Genomic DNA, 22,531 nt, shown 5'->3' on the forward strand with positions numbered 1-22,531 from the left:
AGGGCTTCACCGGCCCTTGGCACTGTCACACCCTAGCGTGTATTGCCGTTAGGCGTTCGACAATGTCGACCGATGAACGGCAGTGTTTCCCCCCGGTGAATGGAGCGTCAAGGGTTCTGGGACGGATAACACGATCGTTACCGATGATCCGCCAAATCGGTCAGAAGCGCCTGGCGCCGAGATCCCGGGAGACCGCCCGTGCACAGTCCCGTACGGCGGCCACCAGCTCGGGGCGCAGCTCGCCGTCGGAGCAGACACGTTCCACTGCACCGGTCACGGCCACCGCGCCCACCGGCATCCGGCGGCGATCGTGGATCGGTGCGGCCACCGCGGCCACGCCTTCCCAGGTCTCCTCCACGTCCGCCGCCCAGCCGCGCGCCCGGGTCAGATCGAGCACCGTCTCGAACTCCTCCAGGTCGGTGACGGTGCGGGGCGTGAAGGGCTGCCGCTCGCCCTCGACGGCCTCGGTGTGCGCCACCGGGTCGTACGCCGCCAGCACCTTGCCCAGTGCGGTGGAGTGCAGCGGCTGCATCGCCCCGACCTCCAGGACCTGCCGGCTGTCGTCGGGCCGGAACACGTGGTGGACGATGAGCACGCCCTGCTGGTGCAGGACGCCCAGATGGGCGCTCTCGCCGCTGGAGCGGGCCAGGTCGTCCGTCCAGACCAGGGCGCGCGCCCGCAGCTCGTGGACGTCCAGATAGCTGTTGCCCAGGCGCAGCAGCTCGGCGCCCAGCTGGTAGCGCCCGGACGCCGCGTCCTGTTCGACGAAGCCCTCGTGCTGCAGCGTGCGCAGGATGCCGTGTGCGGTGCCCTTGGCCAGGCCCAGGGAGGAGGCGATGTCGGAGAGCCCCAGCCGACGTTCGCCACCTGCCAGCAGGCGCAGCATCGCCGCTGCCCGCTCGAGCGACTGGATGTTCTTGGCCATGACGCCGTACTCCTCCACTATGGTTCGACAATGCTGAACACTATCGGTCGATGTCGACCCATGTCCGGTCGTGCGGGGAAGCCGCTCGACCGCTCGGACCCGGACATCCCCCGCACAGCATGCCGTCCGTCACGTGGGACACAGTGACGCTCCGAGGCGCTGCCCGGCTACCCTGACGAGGTGCGGCCTCTTCCGGAAGCCGTAAAGCCGACAGCCGTCGCATCCCAGGGAGCACATCCATGGCCTCGTTGCCGACCCTTTCCGCCGACAGCCGGAACCGAGCCGAAGCCCTCCGCGAGGCGCTGGCCACCCGAGTGGTCGTAGCCGACGGTGCCATGGGCACCATGCTCCAGGCGCAGGATCCCACCCTTGAGGACTTCCAGAACCTCGAAGGCTGCAACGAGATCCTCAACGTCACCCGCCCCGACATCGTGCGCTCCGTGCACGAGGAGTACTTCGCGGTCGGCGTGGACTGTGTCGAGACGAACACCTTCGGCGCCAATGCCTCGGCCCTGGGCGAGTACGACATTCCCGAGCGGATCCACGAACTCTCGGAGTCCGGCGCGCGCATCGCCCGCGAAGTGGCCGACGAGTTCACTGCCTCCACCGGACAGCAGCGCTGGGTGCTCGGCTCGATCGGCCCCGGCACCAAGCTGCCGACGCTGGGCCACGCGCCGTACACCGTGCTCCGCGACGGTTTCCAGCAGAACGCCGAGGGCCTGATCGCCGGCGGCGCGGACGCGCTCATCATCGAGACGACGCAGGACCTCCTGCAGACCAAGGCCGCGGTACTGGGTGCGCGGCGGGCGCTCGAGGCGCTGGGCAGCGACCTTCCGCTGCTGTGCTCGCTGGCGTTCGAGACGACCGGCACCATGCTGCTCGGCTCGGAGATCGGTGCCGCGCTGACCGCACTCGAACCGCTCGGCGTCGACATGATCGGCCTGAACTGCTCGACCGGCCCGGCGGAGATGAGCGAGCATCTGCGCTACCTCACGCGCCACTCGCGTATCCCGTTGCTCTGCATGCCCAACGCCGGACTGCCGGTGCTCACCAAGGACGGCGCGCACTTCCCGCTCGGCCCCGAAGGACTGGCCGACGCACAGGAGACGTTCGTCCACGAGTACGGCCTCTCGCTGGTCGGCGGCTGCTGCGGTACGACTCCGGAGCACCTGCGGCAGGTCGTCGAGCGCGTGCGCGGCGCGGACCTCGTCCCCCGCGACCCGCGGCCCGAGCCCGGCGCCGCCTCGCTGTACCAGACCGTCCCGTTCCGTCAGGACACCTCGTACCTCGCCATCGGCGAGCGTACGAACGCCAACGGATCCAAGAAGTTCCGCGAGGCCATGCTGGAGGCGCGCTGGGACGACTGCGTGGAGATGGCACGCGACCAGATCCGGGAGGGCGCGCACATGCTCGACCTCTGCGTCGACTACGTCGGCCGCGACGGTGTCGCTGACATGGAGGAACTGGCCGGACGCTTCGCCACCGCCTCCACGCTCCCGATCGTGCTCGACTCCACCGAGCTGCCGGTCCTGCGGGCCGGACTGGAGAAGCTCGGCGGCCGGGCCGTTCTCAACTCCGTCAACTACGAGGACGGCGACGGGCCGGAGTCGCGCTTCGCCAAGGTCACCGCGCTGGCTGTCGAACACGGCGCCGCACTGATCGCCCTGACCATCGACGAGGAGGGCCAGGCCCGTACCGTCGAGCACAAGGTCGCCGTCGCCGAGCGGCTGATCGAGGATCTGACCGGCAACTGGGGCGTCCACGAGTCGGACATCCTCATCGACACGCTGACCTTCACCATCTGCACCGGTCAGGAGGAGTCCCGCAAGGACGGCATCGCCACCATCGGCGCCATCCGCGAGCTCAAGCGGCGTCATCCCGAGGTCCAGACCACGCTCGGCCTGTCGAACATCTCCTTCGGTCTCAACCCGGCCGCTCGAGTCGTCCTGAACTCCGTCTTCCTCGACGAGTGCGTCAAGGCCGGTCTCGACTCCGCCATCGTGCACGCGTCGAAGATCCTGCCGATCGCGCGCCTGGAGGAGGAGCAGGTGAAGGTCGCACTCGACCTCATCTACGACCGCCGCGCCGAAGGCTACGACCCGTTGCAGCGGCTCATGGAGCTCTTCGAGGGCATCAACATGAAGTCGATGAAGGCCGGCAAGGCCGAGGAGCTCCTCGCGCTGCCGCTCGACGAGCGCCTGCAGCGCCGCATCATCGACGGCGAGAAGAACGGCCTGGAGACCGACCTCGACGAGGCACTGCAGACCCGTCCGGCTCTCGACATCGTCAACGACACACTGCTCGAAGGCATGAAGGTCGTCGGCGAACTGTTCGGCTCCGGCCAGATGCAGCTGCCGTTCGTGCTCCAGTCCGCCGAGGTCATGAAGTCCGCCGTGGCCTACCTGGAACCGCACATGGAGAAGTCCGACGCGGAGGGCAAGGGCACGATCGTCCTGGCCACCGTCCGCGGCGACGTCCACGACATCGGCAAGAACCTCGTCGACATCATCCTGTCCAACAACGGCTTCAACGTCGTCAACATCGGCATCAAGCAGCCGGTCTCCGCGATCCTGGAGGCCGCGCAGGAGCACCGCGCCGATGTCATCGGCATGTCCGGCCTCCTGGTGAAGTCCACCGTGATCATGAAGGAGAACCTGGAGGAGCTGAACCAGCGCAAGCTGGCCGCCGAATATCCGGTGATCCTCGGCGGCGCGGCCCTCACCAGGGCCTATGTCGAGCAGGACCTCCATGAGATCTACGAGGGCGAGGTCCGCTACGCCCGCGACGCGTTCGAGGGCCTGCGCCTGATGGATGCCCTGATCGCGGTCAAGCGGGGTGTCCCCGGCGCCACTCTCCCGGAGCTCAAGCAGCGCCGGGTGCCCAAGCGGGAGACCGCCGTGCTGGAGGTCGACGAGCCGGAGGAGGGCGTCCGCTCCGACGTCGCCACGGACAACCCGGTCCCCGAGCCCCCGTTCTGGGGCACCCGCGTCGTCAAGGGCATCCAGCTCAAGGAGTACGCCTCCTGGCTCGACGAGGGTGCGCTCTTCAAGGGGCAGTGGGGCCTGAAGCAGGCCCGCGCCGGTGACGGGCCGACGTACGAGGAGCTCGTGGAGACCGAGGGCCGCCCGCACCTGCGCGGCTGGCTCGACAAGCTGCACACCGAGAACCTGCTGGAAGCCGCCGTCGTCTACGGCTACTTCCCCTGCGTCTCCAAGGGCGACGACCTGATCCTGCTCCACGAGGACGGCTCGGAGCGCACCCGCTTCACCTTCCCGCGCCAGCGCCGCGGCCGCCGCCTCTGCCTCGCGGACTTCTTCCGTCCCGAGGAGTCCGGCGAGACGGATGTGATCGGCCTCCAGGTCGTCACGGTCGGCTCGAAGATCGGCGGGGAGACCGCCAAGCTCTTCGAAGCCAACTCCTACCGCGACTACCTGGAGCTGCACGGCCTCTCCGTCCAGCTGGCCGAGGCCCTCGCCGAGTACTGGCACGCCCGGGTCCGCTCCGAGCTCGGTTTCGGCGGCGAGGACCCGGCCGACGTCGAGGACATGTTCGCGCTGAAGTACCGCGGTGCGCGCTTCTCCCTCGGCTACGGTGCCTGCCCCGATCTCGAGGACCGGGCGAAGATCGCCGACCTGCTCCAGCCCGAGCGGATCGGGGTGCACCTCTCCGAGGAGTTCCAGCTGCACCCGGAGCAGTCCACCGACGCGATCGTCATCCATCACCCGGAGGCGAAGTACTTCAACGCGCGGTAGAAAATGATCGACGCGCGGCAGCGGGTCGAGTCGTACACTGGTCGGTCCAGTGCAGGCCGGTCGCCTTTTCCTCCGGAAACGGTGACCGGCCTTCTCGTCCCTCGTGGAAGGTGTGCCGCATGACCAGTACGGTCTCCGCGTCCTTGACCCGTATGGCCGATGGCGCCGCCCTTCAGGCCGTCTTTCTCGACATGGACGGCACCCTGGTCGACACCGAGGGCTTCTGGTGGGACGCCGAAGTCGACGTCTTCGCCGATCTCGGTCACCGGCTGGACGAGGCGTGGAAGAACGTGGTCGTCGGCGGCCCGATGACCCGCAGCGCCGGCTACCTGATCGATGTCACCGGCGCGGACATCACGCTTCCCGAGCTGACCGTGCTGCTCAACGACCGCTTCGAGGCGCGTATCGGCCGCGGTGTACCGCTGATGCCGGGCGCCGCCCGGCTGCTCGCCGAGCTGGCGGCCCACGAGGTGCCGACCGCCCTCGTCTCCGCCTCGCACCGGCGCATCATCGACCGGGTGCTGGACTCGGTCGGGCACCACCATTTCTCGCTCACCGTCGCAGGCGACGAGGTCTCCCGGACGAAGCCGCACCCGGAGCCCTATCTCACCGCCGCCTCGGGCTTCGGGGTGGCCCCGGAGCGCTGCGCGGTCATCGAGGACACCGCGACCGGTGTCGCCGCGGCGGAGGCCGCCGGCTGCCGGGTCGTCGCCGTGCCGTCCGTGGCGCCGATCGCGCCCGCCGCCGGCCGGGTCGTCGTGGGCTCCCTCGAAGAAGTCGATCTCGCATTTCTCCGGGGACTGGTCACTGGAGTGCATTGATGCGTATACCGAGAGTATTTCTGTGAATAAACAGCAAAACTCTCGCCGCTACGATGTGCGCATTTCGTCGTACGTGCGTGTGGGCAAGTCGGGGCCATGCCAAAGGTGAGAAATGGCTCGGGCGTGAGTTTTATCACGCCCCAGGCATTCGAGGCGCTTCAAGATCGACCCAGCTGTCCGTTTTGATCCGCCGATCTGTCCCGATTCGTGGAGTCCTGTGCGGAACGTTCCTCGTTCAGGAAATCGGCTCGAAGACCATTCCCCTCGTCATTCGATTACGCATCGCAGAGCACCCGTCCGGCATTACCGGCGGCGCCTACTAATGTCGTTTTCTCAATGGCCGGATGAGGGAGAACGTCCAAGATGAACCGCAAGACTCTGGTGCTGCCGGCCGTCGTCGGCCTGCTCGCGCCCGTACTCGCCGCCTGCGGCGGGACGGACAGCGGGAGCGATGGCAAGGCCGCCATCGTTGTCGGCACCACGGACCAGTTCGTCGCCACCGAGGACAACCCCGCGCCGCTCGACCCCGCCATAGGCTACGAAGCAGGCGTCTGGAACGTCCTGCGGCAGACCGTGCAGACTCTGACCCACGTGCCGCGCGGCGGCGGCGAGCCCGTCCCCGAGGCCGCCAAGAGCTGCACCTTCACGGACCGGGAGGACGAGAGCTACCGCTGCAAGCTGCGCAGCGGTCTCACGTTCGCCGACGGCACGCCCGTCACCGCCGAGGACGTCAAGTACTCCATCAACCGCGTCATCGACATCAAGTCCGACAGCGGCCCCGTCGGTCTGCTCGCCAACATCGACACGATCGAGACGCGCGGTGACAACGAAGTCATCTTCCACCTGAACACGCCGGACGCGACCTTCCCCTACAAGCTCGCCACCCCGGCCGCCGGCATCGTGCAGAAGAGCAAGTACCCGGCGAGGTCCCCGCGCAGCGGCTTCCAGGTCGACGGCTCCGGTCCGTACACGATGAAGCCGGAGGTCAGGAACGATCAGGTCGTCAAGGTCGTCTTCACCAAGAACCCGCGCTACAAGGGCGATCTGAAGGTCCTCAACGACAAGGTCGAGCTGGACCTCTTCCCCGACGCCAAGGCGATGGGCAAGGCACTCGACACCCGGAAGATCGACATGATGACCCGCACCATGTCTCCCGGGCAGGCTCAGCAGATGCTGGAGCAGCCGAAGGGCGGCATCAAGCTCACCGAGATGCCCGGCCTCTCCATCAGCTACCTCGCCTTCGACACCACCGACCCCGCGGTGAAGAACAGGGCCGTCCGGCAGGCCATCGCCCAGGTCGTCGACCGAGGCCAGATCGCCGGTCAGGTCTACGGCGCCACCGCCGAGCCGCTCTACTCGCTCATCCCGTCCAGCATCACCGGACACACCAACTCGTTCTACAACAAGTACGGCGAGCCCAGCACCACCAAGGCCGCCGCCATCCTGCAGGCCGCCGGCATCCAGACACCGGTGAAATTCACCCTGCACTACACGACCGACCACTACGGGCCCGCCACCGCCACCGAGTTCAAGGCGCTGAAGAAACAGCTCAACGCCACCGGGCTGTTCGACGTCGACGTCAAGGGCACCCCCTGGGCGAAGTACCGCCCCGCCCAGAAGCGTGGCGACTACGCCGTCTACGGCATGGGCTGGTTCCCCGACTTCCCGGACCCGGACAACTACACGGCGCCGTTCCTCGACAAGAACAACTTCCTCAACTCGCCGTACAAGTCCGCACTGGCCCAGAACACGCTGATCCCGCAGTCCCGCCGGGAGGAAGACCGGGCCTCGGCCGGCAAGACCTTCCGGAAGCTCCAGGACATCGTCGCCACCGACGTTCCCGTACTTCCGATCTGGCAGGGCAAGCAGTACGTCGCCTCTCGCGACGGCCTCACCGGCGTCGAGTGGTCGGTCAATTCCTCGGCCGACCTGCAGCTCTGGGAGCTCGGCCGCAGCGCCGTCTGAACCACGTGGCCACCCCGGCGCCCCGTCCCGGCCGCACCGGCCGGGTCACTGGGCGCCGGGACGCACCAGCCCGCTCTCGTACGCGTACACCGCGGCCTGCACCCGGTCGCGCAGCCCCAGCTTCGTCAGCACATGGCCCACATGCGTCTTGACCGTCGTCTCGCTGACGAACAGGTCGGCGGCGATCTCCGCATTCGACAGGCCGCGCGCCACCAGCTTCAACACCTCCACCTCACGCTCCGTCAGCGTGTGCAGCGTGTCCGGCACGGCGTCCTCGCCCGACGGCAGATGGTCCGCGTACTTGTCCAGCAGCCTGCGCGTGATGCTCGGGGCGAGCATCGCCTCGCCCGCCGCGACCACCCGGATCGCCTGCACCAGCTCATTGGCCGGAGCATCCTTCAGCAGAAAGCCGCTGGCACCGGCGCGCAACGCCTCCACCACGTATTCGTCGAGATCGAACGTGGTCAGCACCAGCACCTTCGCCGGACCGTCCCGTCCCGGCCCGGTGATCTGACGCGTCGCCTCGACGCCGTCCATCCGCGGCATGCGGATGTCCATCAGCACCACATCGGGCTGCAGCGCCCGCACCTGATCGAGGGCCTGGAGGCCGTCACCGGCCTCACCCACCACCGCAAGATCTCCCTCGGCCTCCAGAATCATCCGGAAGCCGGTGCGCAGCAGCGGCTGGTCATCGACCAGTAGGACGCGGATTGCCACCAGATCTCCTCAAGGTCCTTCGACGGCCGCCGGCCGTCCGGTCTCGGCCCGGACCGGGCCCATTGTGCCCTGGACACCCTGCCCTGATTCCGCCGGTCGTACCGACAGCGGGTATACCGGGGGAGTCCCGCCGAATTCTGGACAGACCGCCTGGTGGTCGCACCAGCCGCAGAGCTTCGTCGGCCGCGGTCGCCACTCGCCCGTCTCCGTGGCCAGCCGGATCGCCTCCCACAGGGCCAGCAGCTTGCGCTCCACCCGCTCCAGATCGGCTACGACCGGGTCGTACGTCATGACGTCGCCGCTGCCCAGATAGACCAGCTGGAGCCGCCGCGGCACCACACCCTTCAGCCGCCAGATCACCAGGGCGTAGAACTTCATCTGGAACAGGGCGCCCTCCGCGTACTCCGGCCGCGGCGCCTTGCCCGTCTTGTAGTCCACGATCCGGACCTCGCCCGTCGGCGCCACATCGATCCGGTCGATCACCCCGCGCAGCCGCAGCCCCGACTCCAGCTCCGTCTCGACGAACAGCTCCCGCTCGGCCGGCTCCAGTCGCGTCGGATCCTCCAGCGAGAACCACCGCTCCACCAGCCGCTCCGCCTCCGTCAGCCAGCGCGAGAGCCGCTCGCCCTCCGCATCGTCGGCGAACAGCTCCGACAGCTCCGGCTTCGACTCCAGCAGCCGGTCCCATTGGCCGGGGATCAACGCCGTGGCCCGACCGGCCGTACGCTCCACCGCCGGATTGTCGAACAGCCGCTCCAGTACCGCATGGACCAGCGTGCCCCGGGTAGCCGCTTCGCTGGGCTTCTCCGGCAGCCTGTCGATGACCCGGAACCGGTACAGCAGAGGACACTGCATGAAGTCGCTCGCCCGCGACGGCGACAGGGACGAGGGCGGCTGCGGCGGCCGGGGCACGGAAGTCATGACGAAGACCCTACGACCCGCCACTGACACTCAGCGGCATACCATCGACCCCAGACCCTCGCACACCGCATGATCGTGCCGAACGGCACCGACCGAAGGGACCCCGTGGACGAGAGCGGCGACAGCGGCCGGCCGCAGCCCGGCGCAGGGGGAACCGACCCCGCCGCGCCCGAGAAGGGCAAACCGCAACGCCCCCGAGAGCCGGGCGGCGGCCTGCTGATGGGCCGCCCCTTCGGTGTGCCGGTATACGTCGCACCCAGCTGGTTCCTCGTCGCGGCGCTCATCACCTGGGTCTTCGGCGGCCAGCTCGACCGGGTGCTGCCCGAGCTGGGCACGGCCCGCTATCTCGTCTCCCTCTTCTTCGCGATCGCCTTCTACGCCTCCGTACTCGTGCACGAGCTCGCCCACACCGTGGTCGCACTCCGCTACAAGCTCCCCGTGCGCCGCATCCAGCTGCAGTTCTTCGGCGGTGTCTCCGAGATCGAGAAGGAGTCCGAGACCCCCGGCCGCGAATTCCTCCTCGCCTTCGTCGGCCCGCTCCTCTCGCTGGTCCTCGCCGGCGTCTTCTACCTCGGCATGAAGTTCGTCGAACCCGGCACCGTCCCCGGTGTCCTGCTCGCCGGGCTGATGATCTCCAACCTCATCGTCGCCGCCTTCAACCTGCTGCCGGGGCTGCCGCTCGACGGCGGCCGCATGCTCCGGGCCGTCGTCTGGAAGATCACCGGACGCCCCATGAGCGGCACCGTCGCCGCGGCCTGGGTCGGCCGCGCCCTCGCCGTCAGCGTCCTCATCGGACTCCCGCTCCTCACCCAGACCGGGGGGTTCGGGAACAACACCGACGACATCAGCGGCATGGACACCGTCACCGACGCCCTGCTCGCCGCGATCCTCTGCGCCATCATCTGGACCGGGGCGGGCAACAGCCTGCGGATGGCCCGCCTGCGCGAACACCTCCCCGAGCTGCGCGCCCGCACCCTGACCCGACGCGCCGTCCCCGTCGAGGCCGCCACCCCGCTCTCCGAGGCGCTGCGCCGGGCCAACGAGGCGGGCGCCCGTGCGCTCGTCGTCGTCGACGGGCACGGCGACCCCAAGGCCGTCGTCCGCGAGGCCGCCATCGGCTCGGTCCCCGAACACCGCCGCCCCTGGGTTGCGGTGAGCGCCCTCGCCCAGGACCTCACCGACGGCATGAAGATCTCCGTCGAGCTGTCCGGGGAGACGCTCCTGGACACGCTCAGGGCCAGCCCGGCCACCGAGTACCTCGTCCTGGAGGAGACCGGCGAGATCTACGGCGTCCTGTCCACCGCCGACGTCGAACGCGCGTTCGTCGCCGCCATGGCCCGCCCCGCAGCCTGAGCCGCTCCGGGCGGGCGGTCGGAGCCCCGGGAAACACCGGTACGCTGGTCACATGTCTGAACCGACCGGTGCCGCCCGCCGACGTGGGCCCTTCAAGGTCGGGGACCAGGTCCAGCTCACCGACCCCAAGGGACGCCACTACACCTTCACGCTCGAAGCCGGAAAGAACTTCCACACCCACAAGGGTTCTTTCCCGCACGACGAGCTGATCGGTGCGCCCGAGGGCAGTGTGGTCCGAACCACGGGAAACGTCGCCTATCTCGCGCTGCGCCCCCTGCTCCCCGACTACGTCCTGTCCATGCCCCGCGGCGCCGCCGTGGTCTACCCCAAGGACGCGGGGCAGATCCTGGCGTTCGCCGACATCTTCCCCGGCGCCCGCGTCGTGGAGGCCGGGGTCGGCTCCGGCTCGCTCTCCACCTTCCTGCTCCGCGCCATCGGCGACCAGGGCATGCTGCACTCGTACGAGCGCCGCGAGGACTTCGCCGAGATCGCCCAGCAGAACGTCGAGCGCTACTTCGGTGAGCCGCACCCCGCGTGGCAGCTCACCGTCGGCGACCTCCAGGACAACCTGTCGGACACGGACGTCGACCGGGTCATCCTCGACATGCTCGCCCCCTGGGAGTGCCTGGACGCCGTCGCCAAGGCGCTCGTGCCGGGCGGAATCCTCTGCGCGTACGTCGCCACCACGACCCAGCTCGCCCGGACCGTCGAGTCCATCCGTGAGATGGGCTGCTTCGCCGAGCCGCAGCCCTGGGAATCGATGATCCGCAACTGGCACGTCGAGGGCCTGGCCGTCCGCCCGGACCACCGCATGATCGGCCACACCGGCTTCCTCGTCACCGCCCGGCGCCTCGCCGACGGCGTGGAGGCCCCGCTGCGCCGCCGTCGGCCCGCCAAGGGCGCCTACGGTGAGGACTACGACGGCCCCGGCAGCCAGAGCGGCTCCTCCCGCGGCTGACCCCGCACAACGCACCGGCGCCGCCGCCGAGTTCCCGGACCGACCCGGGAACTCGGCGGCGGCGCCTTTTCGTTGCCCGCGCGGAGGCTGCCGGCACGGGACCACCCGCCGGGAATCGGGATCCGTACCGACCCCACCGTTCCGCTGCCCTGTGAGGTATGGCACGATGCTGGCCACCCCCACCTACGGCGTACGCCCCACCTGTCCGTCGTCCACGGGCATCGCCGAACCACAGGAACCACAGGAGACATCCCGCGTGCAGACCTCCGAGCTCCCGGACCTCGCGCACACCGACACGACGCCGATGCACTGGCTCGCCACCGCGACCGCCATGGCCGCCGTCATCGCCGGGGCAGGCATGCTCCAGCCCGACGACGCGACCGCCTCGGCCTCGACCTCCCACCGCACGACGGCGCAGCACGGCACCGCACCCGTCGCGGCCCCCGATCCGGCCCGTGCGACCTTCCCGCTGCGGTGCGGGACGGCGGACAGCACCGTTGCCGATCAGGTCCCCGGTGACCTCGACGGCGACGGCCGCCCGGAGACCGTAGCGGTGGTCCACTGCGCGGCCGGATCCGGTACACCGCCGAGCGGCGTCTACGTCCTCACACAGGGAAGCGGGGCCGCACCCAGGATCGTTGCGACCCTGGTGGACCCCGCGCAGAAGATGAGCGTCGACGACCTCACCGTGCGTGACGGCGTCATCTCCGCCACGCTTCTCGGCTACTCCTCGGTCGATGTCCCGCGTTGCTGCCCCGACCAGCAGGAAAAGGTGACCTGGCAGTGGCGGAACGGCGCCTTCGTCCGTGCCGCGCACCGCGGGACGGGCAGCGCCTGACCGGTCACTGCAGGTAGCGGGCCGGTCGGGCCGACCGGTTCAGGCAGCCTCGGGGCCGTAGATCTCGACCCTGTCCGAAACGCGCCGTACATGAATGCAGTCGCCGGGGCACTCCTTGGCCGAATCGACCACGTCCTGAAGCAGCGGCAGCGGAACGGGCGTCGTCGCCCCCTTGTCCTGCAGCAGCTCGTCCTCGCTGCTCTTCACATACGCCAGGCCATCGATGTCCAGCTCGAACACCTCGGGTGCGTACTGCACGCAGATGCCGTCCCCGGTGCAGAGGTCCTGGTCGATCCAGACCTCCAGATCCTGCGTGTCGCTGCCGGTCGGGGCGTCCTGCTGCACGGTCATTTCTCCTGCCGTTTCCTGCGTATCCGAACCAAAAATGGCCAGCCCTGACGGGTGTTGAACGGTTCGACGATACAACCGGCCGCTTTCCGATGTTGAAGGGTGGGTATTCCCCTGGCGTGAGGGAGAGCGCAAGGGTGAAGATCGGACACGTCCCGGAGTCTTTGTGATCTAGGGGTTTCAATCACCACCCACCCAGGTAGGGTCAGGAAGCGTCCAGCTCCCCTTGGAGGAGGTGAGGACCGTGGCAGCCCACGACGACGACATCAACCGCGGCATCCGGCCCGGGCGGGGGTCTGAAGACCCAGCCGGCCAGGTCGCCTATCTCGAGCAGGAAATCGCCGTCCTGCGACGTAAGCTCGCCGACTCTCCGCGCCATACGAGGATTCTCGAAGAGCGGATCGTCGAGTTGCAGACCAACCTCGCAGGCGTCTCAGCACAGAACGAGCGGCTCGCCAACACCCTGCGCGAGGCCCGCGACCAGATCGTCGCCCTCAAGGAGGAGGTCGACCGGCTCGCACAGCCACCGGCCGGCTTCGGAGTCTTCCTGCAGGGCAACGAGGACGGTACCTGCGACATCTTCACCGGGGGCCGCAAGCTCCGGGTGAACGTCAGCCCCAGCGTCGAGCTCGACGACCTCCGGCGTGGCCAGGAAGTCATGCTCAACGAAGCGCTCAACGTGGTCGAGGCCATGGAATTCGAGCGTGCAGGGGACATCGTCACCCTCAAGGAGATCCTCGAGGACGGCGAGCGGGCCCTGGTTCTCGGGCACACCGACGAGGAGCGGGTGGTACGGCTCGCCGAACCGCTTCTCGACATCAACATCCGGCCCGGCGACGCGCTGCTGCTCGAACCCAGGTCCGGGTACGTCTACGAAGTGGTGCCGAAGAGCGAGGTCGAGGAGCTCGTCCTCGAAGAGGTTCCGGACATCGACTACGACAAGATCGGCGGCCTGGGCGACCAGATCGAGCTGATCCGGGACGCGGTCGAGCTCCCCTACCTCCACCCCGACCTCTTCAAGGAGCACGAACTGCGGCCGCCGAAGGGCATCCTGCTCTACGGGCCGCCCGGCTGCGGCAAGACTCTCATTGCCAAGGCCGTCGCCAACTCCCTGGCCAAGAAGGTCGCCGAGGTGACCGGACAGCCTGCCGGCAAGAGCTACTTCCTCAACATCAAGGGTCCTGAGCTTCTCAACAAGTACGTCGGTGAGACCGAGCGGCACATCCGCCTGGTCTTCCAGCGGGCCCGTGAGAAGGCGAGCGAGGGCACCCCCGTCATCGTCTTCTTCGACGAGATGGAATCGCTCTTCCGCACCCGCGGATCCGGCGTCAGCTCGGACGTGGAGAACACCATCGTCCCGCAGCTGCTCGCCGAGATCGACGGCGTGGAGGGGTTGGAGAACGTCATCGTGATCGGCGCCTCCAACCGCGAGGACATGATCGACCCGGCCATCCTGCGCCCCGGCCGCCTCGATGTGAAGATCAAGATCGAGCGTCCGGACGCGGAGGCGGCGAAGGACATCTTCGCGAAGTACCTCACGCCTTCCCTGCCCCTGCACGCGGACGACCTCGCCGAGCACACCGGCTCCAAGGAAGCCGCGGCGCACGCCATGATCCAGTCCGTCGTCGAGCGGATGTACACCGAGTCCGAGGAGAACCGCTTCCTCGAGGTCACGTACGCCAACGGCGACAAGGAAGTCCTGTACTTCAAGGACTTCAACTCCGGCGCGATGATCCAGAACATCGTCGACCGGGCCAAGAAGATGGCCATCAAGGCCTTCCTCGACCAGGGCCAGAAGGGCCTTCGCGTCTCCCATCTCCTCCAGGCATGCGTGGACGAGTTCAAGGAGAACGAGGACCTTCCCAACACCACCAACCCCGACGACTGGGCCAGGATCTCCGGCAAGAAGGGCGAGCGGATCGTCTTCATCCGTACGCTCGTCACCGGAAAACAGGGCGCAGACACGGGTCGCTCCATCGACACAGTGGCAAACACCGGGCAGTACCTGTAGAACGCAGACCGGCTGCGGATGCCCGGCCGGGCATCCGCAGCCGGTTGCTTTCCGGACAGCTCCCACGACACCGGAGCAATGACGTAATTGATCTCCCCACCAGCGCAGAGGCGCTCTAGGCTCTTCCGTACCGCCCAGTCGCGCAGTGCGGGGACGGGCACCGCACACGCACCGGACAAGCAGCGGTACTTGAGCGCCGATCCCGGAAGGGAACGCCGCCGGGCAAGGAGGGCCGCATGACCGTACGGCGAGTAATGGGCATCGAGACGGAGTACGGCATCTCCGTGCCCGGCCACCCCAACGCCAATGCCATGCTCACCTCGTCCCAGATCGTCAACGCCTACGCGGCGGCGATGCACCGGGCGCGACGCGCCCGCTGGGACTTCGAGGAGGAGAACCCGCTGCGAGACGCGCGAGGCTTCGACCTCGCCCGCGAGACCGCCGACTCCAGTCAGCTGACCGACGAGGACATCGGCCTCGCCAACGTCATCCTCACCAACGGGGCACGGCTCTACGTCGACCATGCGCACCCCGAGTACAGCTCGCCGGAGATCACCAACCCGCGGGATGCCGTCCTCTGGGACAAGGCCGGCGAACGCATCATGGCGGAAGCCGCCGAACGCGCGGCCCAGCTGCCCGGCGCCCAGCCGATCCACCTCTACAAGAACAACACCGACAACAAGGGCGCCTCGTACGGCACGCACGAGAACTACCTGATGAAGCGGGAGACCCCGTTCTCCGACATCGTGCGCCACCTGACCCCGTTCTTCGTCTCCCGCCAGGTCGTCACCGGCGCCGGTCGCGTCGGCATCGGCCAGGACGGCCACGAGCACGGCTTCCAGATCAGCCAGCGGGCGGACTACTTCGAGGTCGAGGTCGGCCTGGAGACCACGCTCAAGCGCCCCATCATCAACACCCGCGACGAGCCCCACTCCGACGCCGAGAAGTACCGCCGCCTCCATGTGATCATCGGCGACGCGAACCTGTCGGAGATCTCGACGTATCTCAAGCTCGGCACCACGGCGCTCGTCCTGTCCATGATCGAGGACGGTTTCATCAATGTCGACCTCGCCGTCGACCAGCCGGTGCGCACCCTGCACCACGTCTCCCACGACCCCTCGCTGCAACATCTGATCACGCTCCGTAGCGGTCGGACGCTCACCGCGGTGCAGCTGCAGATGGAGTACTTCGAGCTCGGCCGCAAGTACGTCGAGGAGCGGTACGGGGTGGACGCCGACGAGCAGACCAAGGACGTCCTGATCCGCTGGGAGGACACCCTCAACCGGCTGGAGAACGATCCGATGAGCCTCTCCGGGGAGCTCGACTGGATCGCCAAGCGGGAGCTCATGGAGGGCTACCGCCGGCGCGACAGCCTGGACTGGGACGCGCCCCGGCTGCACCTGGTGGACCTCCAGTACGCCGACGTGAGGGCCGAGAAGGGCCTCTACAACCGCCTGGTGGCCCGCGGCAAGATGAAGCGCCTGCTGGACGAGAGCGAGGTCGAGCAGGCCCGTACGAAGCCCCCGGAGGACACCAGGGCGTACTTCCGTGGCCGCTGCCTGGAACAGTACGCGGACGACGTCGCCGCTGCCTCCTGGGACTCGGTCATCTTCGATCTGCCGGGTCATGACTCGCTGCAGCGGGTGCCCACCCTGGAGCCCCTCCGCGGGACCCGTAATCACGTCAAGGAGCTCCTGGACCGCTGCCGCACGGCGGAAGAGCTGGTCCGGGTGCTGTCCGGCGGCTGAAATGGCCGCGATCAGGGAATCATCGAGATGGCCCCCGTGCGTTGAGACAAGTACCGGGCCAATGTCGGACCCCGTAGGTAGGGTCTGATCAAGTGCTTCGAACCGAGCGGGGTGAGCTACATGGCGACCAAGGACACCGGCGGCGGACAGCAGAAGGCGACACGCTCCACCGAGGAGGTCGAGGAGCAGGCGCAGGACGCGCAGGCTTCGGAGGACCTCAAGGAGCGGCAGGAGAAGCTGAGCGACGATGTCGACTCGGTTCTGGACGAAATCGACGACGTCTTGGAGGAGAACGCCGAGGACTTCGTCCGTTCGTTCGTTCAGAAGGGTGGACAGTAGTCCACTCATGTGAACAAGGGGGAGTGGAGTGGTGCGCGCGGTACGGGCGAAAGGAGCCCGTACCGCGCGGCCGCAACCGGCACTTCGGAGTCCGCAAGCTTCCCCCGCAGTCCATGTGGATCACCGCCACGGGACGGGTAGGGTCCGTGGCGTACTGTGCTTCAACTGCAATTCGGCCATCGGCACGTTGGGAGATGATCCTGACACCTTCCGCAGGGCCATCGCTTACCTGGAGGGAAACGCGTGGAAGCCAACACTCGTAGCACCGGGCGTCTACCAGCTGCCTTCCTGACGCCGGGATCCTCTTCGTTCATGGACTTCCTGTCCGACCAGTCGCCCGAGATGCTCCCGGGCAACCGGCACCTGCCGCCCATGCAGGGGGCCATCGAGGCGCCGCACGGGACGACCATCGTCGCCGCGACGTTCCCGGGTGGCGTGGTGCTCGCCGGTGACCGGCGGGCGACCATGGGCAACATGATCGCGCAGCGCGACATCGAGAAGGTCTTCCCGGCCGACGAGTACTCGGCGGTGGGCATCGCCGGCACGGCCGGTCTCGCGGTGGAGATGGTCAAGCTCTTCCAGCTGGAGCTGGAGCACTTCGAGAAGGTCGAGGGCGCCCAGCTCTCCCTGGAGGGCAAGGCGAACCGGCTCTCCACGATGATCCGCAGCAATCTGGCCATGGCCATGCAGGGCCTCGCCGTGGTCCCGCTCTTCGCCGGCTTCGACATCGACCGCGAGAAGGGCCGGATCTTCTCGTACGACGTCACCGGCGGGCGGTCCGAGGAGCTCGGCTACGCGGCCACCGGCTCCGGGTCGATCTTCGCCCGCGGGTCGATGAAGAAGCTCTACCGCGAGGACCTGACGGAGCAGCAGACGCTCACCCTGGTCGTACAGGCGCTGTACGACGCCGCGGACGACGACTCGGCGACCGGCGGTCCGGACGTGGCCCGGCGGATCTATCCGATCGTCACCGTCATCACCGACGAGGGCTTCAGGAGGCTCACCGAGGCGGAATCCGCCGAGATCGCCCGGGCGATCCTGGAGCGCCGGCTGGAACAGCCCGACGGCCCGCGCGCCGCGCTGCTCTGACCCCGGTTCCGGGGCCTCTTCGATGGACTCGTCACTGACAGAAAGGGACGGATAGCCGGTGTCGACGCCGTTCTATGTCTCACCTCAGCAGGCCATGGCCGACCGGGCGGAATACGCCCGGAAGGGCATCGCCCGTGGTCGCAGCCTGGTTGTGCTGCAGTACGCCGACGGCATTGTGTTCGTCGGCGAGAACCCGTCCCGTGCGCTGCACAAGTTCAGCGAGATCTATGACCGGATCGGTTTCGCCGCCGCCGGTAAGTACAACGAGTACGAGAATCTGCGCATCGGCGGTGTCCGGTACGCAGATCTGCGCGGATACACGTACGACCGTGATGATGTGACGGCCCGCGGACTGGCCAACGTCTATGCGCAGACGCTGGGCACCATTTTCTCCAGTGCGGCCGAGAAGCCGTACGAGGTGGAGCTGGTGGTCGCCGAAGTGGGCGCCAGGCCCGAGGGCGACCAGATCTACCGGCTGCCGCACGACGGCTCGATCGTGGACGAGCACGGCTCCGTCGCGGTCGGCGGCAACGCGGAGCAGATCAGTACGTTTTTGGACCAGCGCCACCGTGACGGGATGACGCTGGCGGAGGCGCTCAAACTGGCCGTGCAGGCGCTGTCCCGTGATCCGAACGGGAGTGAGCGGGAGATCCCCGCCGAGCGTCTCGAGGTGGCGGTCCTGGACCGTACAAGGCCTCAGCAGCGGAAGTTCAAGCGGATCGTCGGGCGGCAGCTGGCGCGGCTGCTGGAGGCGGACGGTGGCTCCGCACCGACGGATGCCCCCTCCGACATCGAGGACGGTGAGGAGTCCGAGTCTTCCGCGACCACGACGGATGTCACCAAGTCCAGCGACTCCGGTGGCGACGTGGAGTCATCCGAGAAGTAGTCCAGCGCTGTGCCTGTGCCCCGGTCCGCCGTTCCCGGTGGGCCGGGGCACAGTCATGACCGGGGCGGCGGGGGCGCGGAGGAGCCGCGCACGACCAGGTGCACGGGCAGGCTCCCGGGTTCGGCCGGGCGGCCGTCCAGGACGGCCAGCAGGGCGGTCATGCCGCGCTCGCCGACCTGTTCCGCGGGGAGCCGCACGGTGGTGAGTTCGGGTTCGACGGCGGTCGCCAGGGCCAGATCGTCGAAGCCGGTGACGGAGACGTCGTCGGGGACCCGGAGCCCGAGCCGGCGGGCCGCCTTGCAGGCGCCCGCGGCGAGGATGTCGTCGTCGCAGATGATCGCGGTCGGCCGGGGGCCGGGGGCGGCCAGCGCTTGCTCCGCGGCCTCCCGGCCGGCCCGCACGTCGAGCGCTGCCGGCACGGTCCGTACGACTGCGCCCGGCACCCCCTGTACGGCGTCGTGGACGGCCCGGGCCCGGACGGCGAAGGTCCAGGAGTCGATGGCCGACGCGAGGTGGATGAAGCGGCGGTGACCGAGGGCGAGCAGATGGTCCGTCACCTGCCGCATGCCGTCGGCGATGTCGAGGTTGACGCGGGCCGCCACGCCCGTGTCCGCGGGATCGCTGTCCAGCATGACCAGCGGCAGGTCGGCGCCGTGCAGGGCGCCGAGTGCGTCGGCGGCCATCGAGGAGGCGATGACTCCGTCGAGTGCGGCGCGGGCGGAGGCGAAGGGGTCCCGGGCCGGCCCCGTGCCGTCGGGGGAGGGGTACAGGACGACCCCGAAGCCGTGCTCGGCTGCGACCGCGGCGGCGCCGGTGTAGACGCGGGCGAAGAACTCGTTCGTGAGGGCGGGGACGACCAGCAGCGCGGTCCTGGTGCGGCCGAGGCGGAGGCTGCGGGCGGCGAGATTCGGCCGGTAGCCGAGGTCCTGGGTGGCGCTGCGAACGCGTTCGGCGGTGGCCTCGGAGACCCTGCCCCGCCATTTGTCGCCCAGCACGAGGGAGACGGTGGCCTGCGAGACGCCTGCGGCCCGCGCGACGTCGCGGCTGGTGGGCCGGGCCGGGGCGGGCTGTGATGCGCTGGTCACTGGGACCTCCGGACGGGTGCGGTGCTGATGCGTGCGGCGAGGTGGACCTGTGGACTGGGCACATGGTACGTATGAACCTCGACGTTATACGTAAAACGTCGGGCGTCGGAAGAGCGTCCGAGAGAGAAGAGGGCGAGACATGGCCGCGGGATATCTGGACATCCTCCGGGCGCGGCATGCCACCCGGCTGCTGGTCGGCACACTGGTGGGCCGGCTGCCCAGCGGCACCGCGCACATCGCGATCGTCCTGTTCACCCGCGCCGAGGGCGGCAGCTACACCCTCGCGGGGGCGCTCGCGGCGGTGTACGGCCTCTCCACGGCGGTCGGGCAGCCGCTGCTGGGCCGGGCCGTGGACATGTACGGTCAGCCGCGCGTCCAGCTCCCCGCGTCCGTGCTGTCCGCGCTGGGCATGGCCCTGCTCGCCCTGGCAGGCCTCGGATCGCTGCCGCTGGCCTATGCGGCCGTGATCGTGGCCGGCGTCTGCACACCGCCGCTGGAGGGCGGTCTGCGGGCCCTGTGGCCGACGGTCCTGGGGCGCGAGGACCGGGTGCACCGCGCGTACGCCATGGACGCGGTGGCCCAGGAGGTCATGTTCACGGTGGGGCCGCTGCTGGTGACGGTGCTCGTCTCGCTCTGGTCGCCTGCTGCCGCGCTGCTCGTCATCAACGTGATCGGGGTGCTCGGGGCGCTCTCCGTGGTGATCTCGGAGCCCTCCCGCACCTGGCGTTCGGCGCCCCGCGAGGCGCACTGGCTGGGCGCTCTGCGGTCACCGGGCCTGCTGGCGCTGCTCGGTTCCTTCTTCTTCGTCGGGCTCGCCCTGGGGTCGATCACGGTGGCGGGGGTCGCGTACGCCGACGACCACGGCCGGGAGTCCGTGTACGGCTGGCTGATGGCCGCGCTCGGACTGGGCGCACTCTTCGGCGGCGTGGCGTACGGGGCGTGGCAGTGGGCCGGGGCGCCGGAGCGCAGGCTGCGGGTCATCGTCGCGCTGCTGGCACTCGGCTATCTGCCGCTGATGCTCACACCCGGGGTGGTGGCGATGACTGTACTGGCCGCGCTCGCCGGGGTGTTCCTGGCGCCCGCGATCGCGTGCTCGTTCATCGTGGTGGACCGGCATGCTCCGCGGGGCACGGTGACGGAGGCGTTCTCCTGGCTCGTGACGACGTTCGGGGTCGGCGCGGCGGCGGGAACGGCCTTGGCAGGCCCGGCCGTAGAGCTGGGCGGGACGGCGCAGGGCTTCGCCGTCGCGGGGGCCGGTGGGGTGGTTGCGCTGTTGGTTCTGCTGGCCACGGGAAGGGTCCTCGCAGTTCCCGGGCGTACGCCGGTTGCTGTACGGGTATCGGAAAATGATCGAAACGGTGCTGTCGAACCCGGTTTCAGCTCGGGCCATCAGGCGTAATGTTCAGTCATGGACCGCCGCATTTTCGGGCTGGAGAACGAGTACGGCGTCACGTGCACGTTCAGGGGACAGCGCCGACTGTCTCCTGACGAAGTGGCGCGCTACCTCTTCCGCCGTGTTGTGTCATGGGGCCGCAGCAGCAATGTCTTTCTGCGGAACGGCGCCCGCCTCTACCTCGACGTGGGATCGCATCCGGAATATGCAACCCCCGAATGCGACAATCTGACCGAGCTGGTCACCCACGACAAGGCAGGCGAGCGCATTCTCGAAGGCCTGCTCGTCGACGCCGAACGCCGCCTGCACGAGGAGGGAATCGCGGGCGACGTCTATCTCTTCAAGAACAACACCGATTCGGCGGGAAACTCCTACGGGTGTCACGAGAACTACCTCGTGGCGCGACACGGAGAATTCTCCCGGCTCGCGGACATCCTCATTCCCTTCCTCGTCACGAGGCAGCTGCTCTGCGGAGCGGGCAAGGTGCTGCAGACCCCGCGCGGCGCGGTCTACTGCGTCAGCCAGCGTGCCGAGCACATCTGGGAGGGCGTCAGTTCCGCGACGACGCGCTCCCGTCCGATCATCAACACGCGCGACGAACCGCACGCCGACGCGGAGCGGTACCGCCGCCTCCATGTCATCGTCGGCGACTCGAACATGTCCGAGACGACGATGCTGCTCAAGGTCGGCGCGACGGACCTGGTGCTCCGGATGATCGAAGCGGGCACGGTGATGCGCGATCTGACACTGGAGAACCCGATCCGGGCGATCCGCGAGGTCAGCCACGACATCACGGGCCAGCGCAAGGTCCGCCTCGCCAGCGGCCGTGAGGCGTCGGCCATCGAGGTGCAGCGCGAGTACTACGAGAAGGCCGCGGACTTCGTCGATCGCCGCGGCATCCGCACCGGCACCGTCGCCCAGGTCCTGGAACTGTGGGGCCGCACGCTCGACGCGATCGAGGCCGAGGACCTCGACCGGATCGACACCGAGATCGACTGGGTGATGAAGTACAGGCTCATCGAGCGGTACCGGGCCAAGCACAACATGACCATGTCGCATCCGCGGGTCGCCCAGATAGATCTCGCGTACCACGACATCCACCGTCGGCGCGGGCTGTACTACCTGCTGGAGCGGAAGGGGCAGGCCGCCCGTATCTGCAACGACCTGAAGATCTTCGAGGGCAAGTCGGTGCCCCCGCAGACCACCCGGGCGCGGCTGCGCGGCGACTTCATCCGAAGGGCGCAGGAGCAGCGGCGGGACTTCACAGTCGACTGGGTCCATCTCAAGCTCAACGACCAGGCGCAGCGCACGGTGTTGTGCAAGGATCCGTTCCGTTCGGTGGACGACCGAGTGGAGAAGCTGATCGCGGGTATGTGAGCCGG

18 protein-coding genes and 1 pseudogene are annotated in these 22,531 nt (G+C 68.5%); 14 read left to right on the top strand and 5 right to left on the bottom strand.

Going from position 1 to position 22,531, the window contains the following annotated elements:
- Positions 1-160 precede the first annotated feature (160 nt).
- Complete coding sequence (locus OHA03_RS25250; RefSeq protein ID WP_267006058.1) at positions 161-925, bottom strand: IclR family transcriptional regulator; 765 nt, start codon at positions 923-925, stop codon at positions 161-163.
- A 239-nt stretch (positions 926-1,164) separates the two neighbouring features.
- On the opposite strand from OHA03_RS25250, the gene metH reads away from it, so the two are divergent.
- From metH to OHA03_RS25265, 3 genes are all read left to right on the top strand, one after another.
- Positions 1,165-4,677, top strand: coding sequence for a methionine synthase (metH, locus tag OHA03_RS25255; RefSeq protein WP_267006059.1), 3,513 nt, complete (start codon positions 1,165-1,167; stop codon positions 4,675-4,677).
- Between the two features lie 119 nt (positions 4,678-4,796).
- The gene (locus OHA03_RS25260) at positions 4,797-5,498 is read left to right on the top strand and encodes an HAD family phosphatase (RefSeq protein ID WP_267006060.1); all 702 of its coding nucleotides are present in this window, start codon (positions 4,797-4,799) and stop codon (positions 5,496-5,498) included.
- Positions 5,499-5,861: 363 nt separating this feature from the next.
- Positions 5,862-7,463, top strand: coding sequence for an ABC transporter substrate-binding protein (locus OHA03_RS25265; protein WP_267006061.1), 1,602 nt, complete (start codon positions 5,862-5,864; stop codon positions 7,461-7,463).
- A 45-nt stretch (positions 7,464-7,508) separates the two neighbouring features.
- Here OHA03_RS25265 and OHA03_RS25270 read toward each other — a convergent pair whose 3' ends face one another.
- Both OHA03_RS25270 and OHA03_RS25275 read right to left on the bottom strand, forming a co-directional pair.
- Positions 7,509-8,180 (bottom strand): response regulator transcription factor, encoded by a 672-nt coding sequence (locus OHA03_RS25270; RefSeq protein WP_030918413.1) that lies wholly within the window; start codon positions 8,178-8,180, stop codon positions 7,509-7,511.
- 9 nt (positions 8,181-8,189) lie between these two features.
- Complete coding sequence (locus tag OHA03_RS25275) at positions 8,190-9,035, bottom strand: PD-(D/E)XK nuclease family protein (RefSeq protein ID WP_267008150.1); 846 nt, start codon at positions 9,033-9,035, stop codon at positions 8,190-8,192.
- A 171-nt stretch (positions 9,036-9,206) separates the two neighbouring features.
- Here OHA03_RS25275 and OHA03_RS25280 point away from each other — a divergent pair, with 171 nt between their 5' ends.
- The 3 genes from OHA03_RS25280 (at position 9,207) to OHA03_RS25290 (ending at position 12,250) form a co-directional block, all read left to right on the top strand.
- Entirely contained in the window at positions 9,207-10,454 is a 1,248-nt protein-coding gene (locus tag OHA03_RS25280) for a site-2 protease family protein (protein ID WP_267008151.1), read from the top strand.
- Positions 10,455-10,506: 52 nt separating this feature from the next.
- Entirely contained in the window at positions 10,507-11,412 is a 906-nt protein-coding gene (locus OHA03_RS25285) for a tRNA (adenine-N1)-methyltransferase (protein ID WP_030918422.1), read from the top strand.
- Between the two features lie 256 nt (positions 11,413-11,668).
- Positions 11,669-12,250, top strand: coding sequence for a hypothetical protein (locus OHA03_RS25290; RefSeq protein ID WP_267008152.1), 582 nt, complete (start codon positions 11,669-11,671; stop codon positions 12,248-12,250).
- A gap of 39 nt (positions 12,251-12,289) precedes the next feature.
- On the opposite strand, the gene OHA03_RS25295 is transcribed toward OHA03_RS25290, so the two are convergent.
- Complete coding sequence (locus OHA03_RS25295; RefSeq protein WP_267006062.1) at positions 12,290-12,601, bottom strand: ferredoxin; 312 nt, start codon at positions 12,599-12,601, stop codon at positions 12,290-12,292.
- A gap of 241 nt (positions 12,602-12,842) precedes the next feature.
- Between OHA03_RS25295 and arc the strand changes: the two genes are divergently transcribed.
- From arc to prcA, 6 genes and pseudogenes are all read left to right on the top strand, one after another.
- Positions 12,843-14,609 carry a proteasome ATPase gene (arc, locus tag OHA03_RS25300; RefSeq protein ID WP_030918430.1) on the top strand — a complete coding sequence of 589 codons (1,767 nt, stop codon included), beginning with the start codon at positions 12,843-12,845 and terminating at the stop codon, positions 14,607-14,609.
- A 236-nt stretch (positions 14,610-14,845) separates the two neighbouring features.
- Positions 14,846-16,357, top strand: coding sequence for a depupylase/deamidase Dop (dop, locus tag OHA03_RS25305; RefSeq protein WP_354006156.1), 1,512 nt, complete (start codon positions 14,846-14,848; stop codon positions 16,355-16,357).
- 120 nt (positions 16,358-16,477) lie between these two features.
- Positions 16,478-16,696: a ubiquitin-like protein Pup gene (locus OHA03_RS25310; protein WP_016325855.1), complete on the top strand. Its 219-nt coding sequence runs from the start codon at positions 16,478-16,480 to the stop codon at positions 16,694-16,696.
- Positions 16,697-16,796: 100 nt separating this feature from the next.
- Positions 16,797-16,988: pseudogene (locus tag OHA03_RS25315) on the top strand (endonuclease VII domain-containing protein); the annotation flags it as partial.
- Entirely contained in the window at positions 16,940-17,785 is an 846-nt protein-coding gene (gene prcB, locus OHA03_RS25320; RefSeq protein WP_267006063.1) for a proteasome subunit beta, read from the top strand. The pseudogene OHA03_RS25315 and the gene prcB, both read left to right, overlap by 49 nt.
- A gap of 58 nt (positions 17,786-17,843) precedes the next feature.
- Entirely contained in the window at positions 17,844-18,671 is an 828-nt protein-coding gene (prcA, locus tag OHA03_RS25325; protein ID WP_267006064.1) for a proteasome subunit alpha, read from the top strand.
- 53 nt (positions 18,672-18,724) lie between these two features.
- Here prcA and OHA03_RS25330 read toward each other — a convergent pair whose 3' ends face one another.
- On the bottom strand, positions 18,725-19,756 hold the full coding sequence (locus OHA03_RS25330; RefSeq protein ID WP_267006065.1) for a LacI family DNA-binding transcriptional regulator: 1,032 nt from the start codon (positions 19,754-19,756) through the stop codon (positions 18,725-18,727).
- Positions 19,757-19,895: 139 nt separating this feature from the next.
- Here OHA03_RS25330 and OHA03_RS25335 point away from each other — a divergent pair, with 139 nt between their 5' ends.
- Positions 19,896-21,155: an MFS transporter gene (locus OHA03_RS25335; protein ID WP_267006066.1), complete on the top strand. Its 1,260-nt coding sequence runs from the start codon at positions 19,896-19,898 to the stop codon at positions 21,153-21,155.
- A 9-nt stretch (positions 21,156-21,164) separates the two neighbouring features.
- Entirely contained in the window at positions 21,165-22,526 is a 1,362-nt protein-coding gene (gene pafA / locus OHA03_RS25340) for a Pup--protein ligase (protein WP_267006067.1), read from the top strand.
- Positions 22,527-22,531: the final 5 nt, after the last annotated feature.

The sequence above is a fragment of the Streptomyces sp. NBC_00154 genome (assembly GCF_026342835.1).
GTDB lineage: Bacteria > Actinomycetota > Actinomycetes > Streptomycetales > Streptomycetaceae > Streptomyces.

Excerpts from the sequence above, each read along its gene's own strand:
- dop (WP_354006156.1), top strand. The coding sequence starts at position 14,846 with ATGACCGTACGGCGAGTAATGGGCATCGAGACGGAGTACGGCATCTCC.
- OHA03_RS25260 (WP_267006060.1), top strand. The coding sequence starts at position 4,797 with ATGACCAGTACGGTCTCCGCGTCCTTGACCCGTATGGCCGATGGCGCC.
- OHA03_RS25295 (WP_267006062.1), bottom strand. The coding sequence starts at position 12,601 with ATGACCGTGCAGCAGGACGCCCCGACCGGCAGCGACACGCAGGATCTG.
- metH (WP_267006059.1), top strand. The coding sequence starts at position 1,165 with ATGGCCTCGTTGCCGACCCTTTCCGCCGACAGCCGGAACCGAGCCGAA.
- OHA03_RS25265 (WP_267006061.1), top strand. The coding sequence starts at position 5,862 with ATGAACCGCAAGACTCTGGTGCTGCCGGCCGTCGTCGGCCTGCTCGCG.
- OHA03_RS25335 (WP_267006066.1), top strand. The coding sequence starts at position 19,896 with ATGGCCGCGGGATATCTGGACATCCTCCGGGCGCGGCATGCCACCCGG.
- OHA03_RS25285 (WP_030918422.1), top strand. The coding sequence starts at position 10,507 with ATGTCTGAACCGACCGGTGCCGCCCGCCGACGTGGGCCCTTCAAGGTC.
- pafA (WP_267006067.1), top strand. The coding sequence starts at position 21,165 with ATGGACCGCCGCATTTTCGGGCTGGAGAACGAGTACGGCGTCACGTGC.
- OHA03_RS25310 (WP_016325855.1), top strand. The coding sequence starts at position 16,478 with ATGGCGACCAAGGACACCGGCGGCGGACAGCAGAAGGCGACACGCTCC.
- OHA03_RS25250 (WP_267006058.1), bottom strand. The coding sequence starts at position 925 with ATGGCCAAGAACATCCAGTCGCTCGAGCGGGCAGCGGCGATGCTGCGC.
- OHA03_RS25275 (WP_267008150.1), bottom strand. The coding sequence starts at position 9,035 with ATGCAGTGTCCTCTGCTGTACCGGTTCCGGGTCATCGACAGGCTGCCG.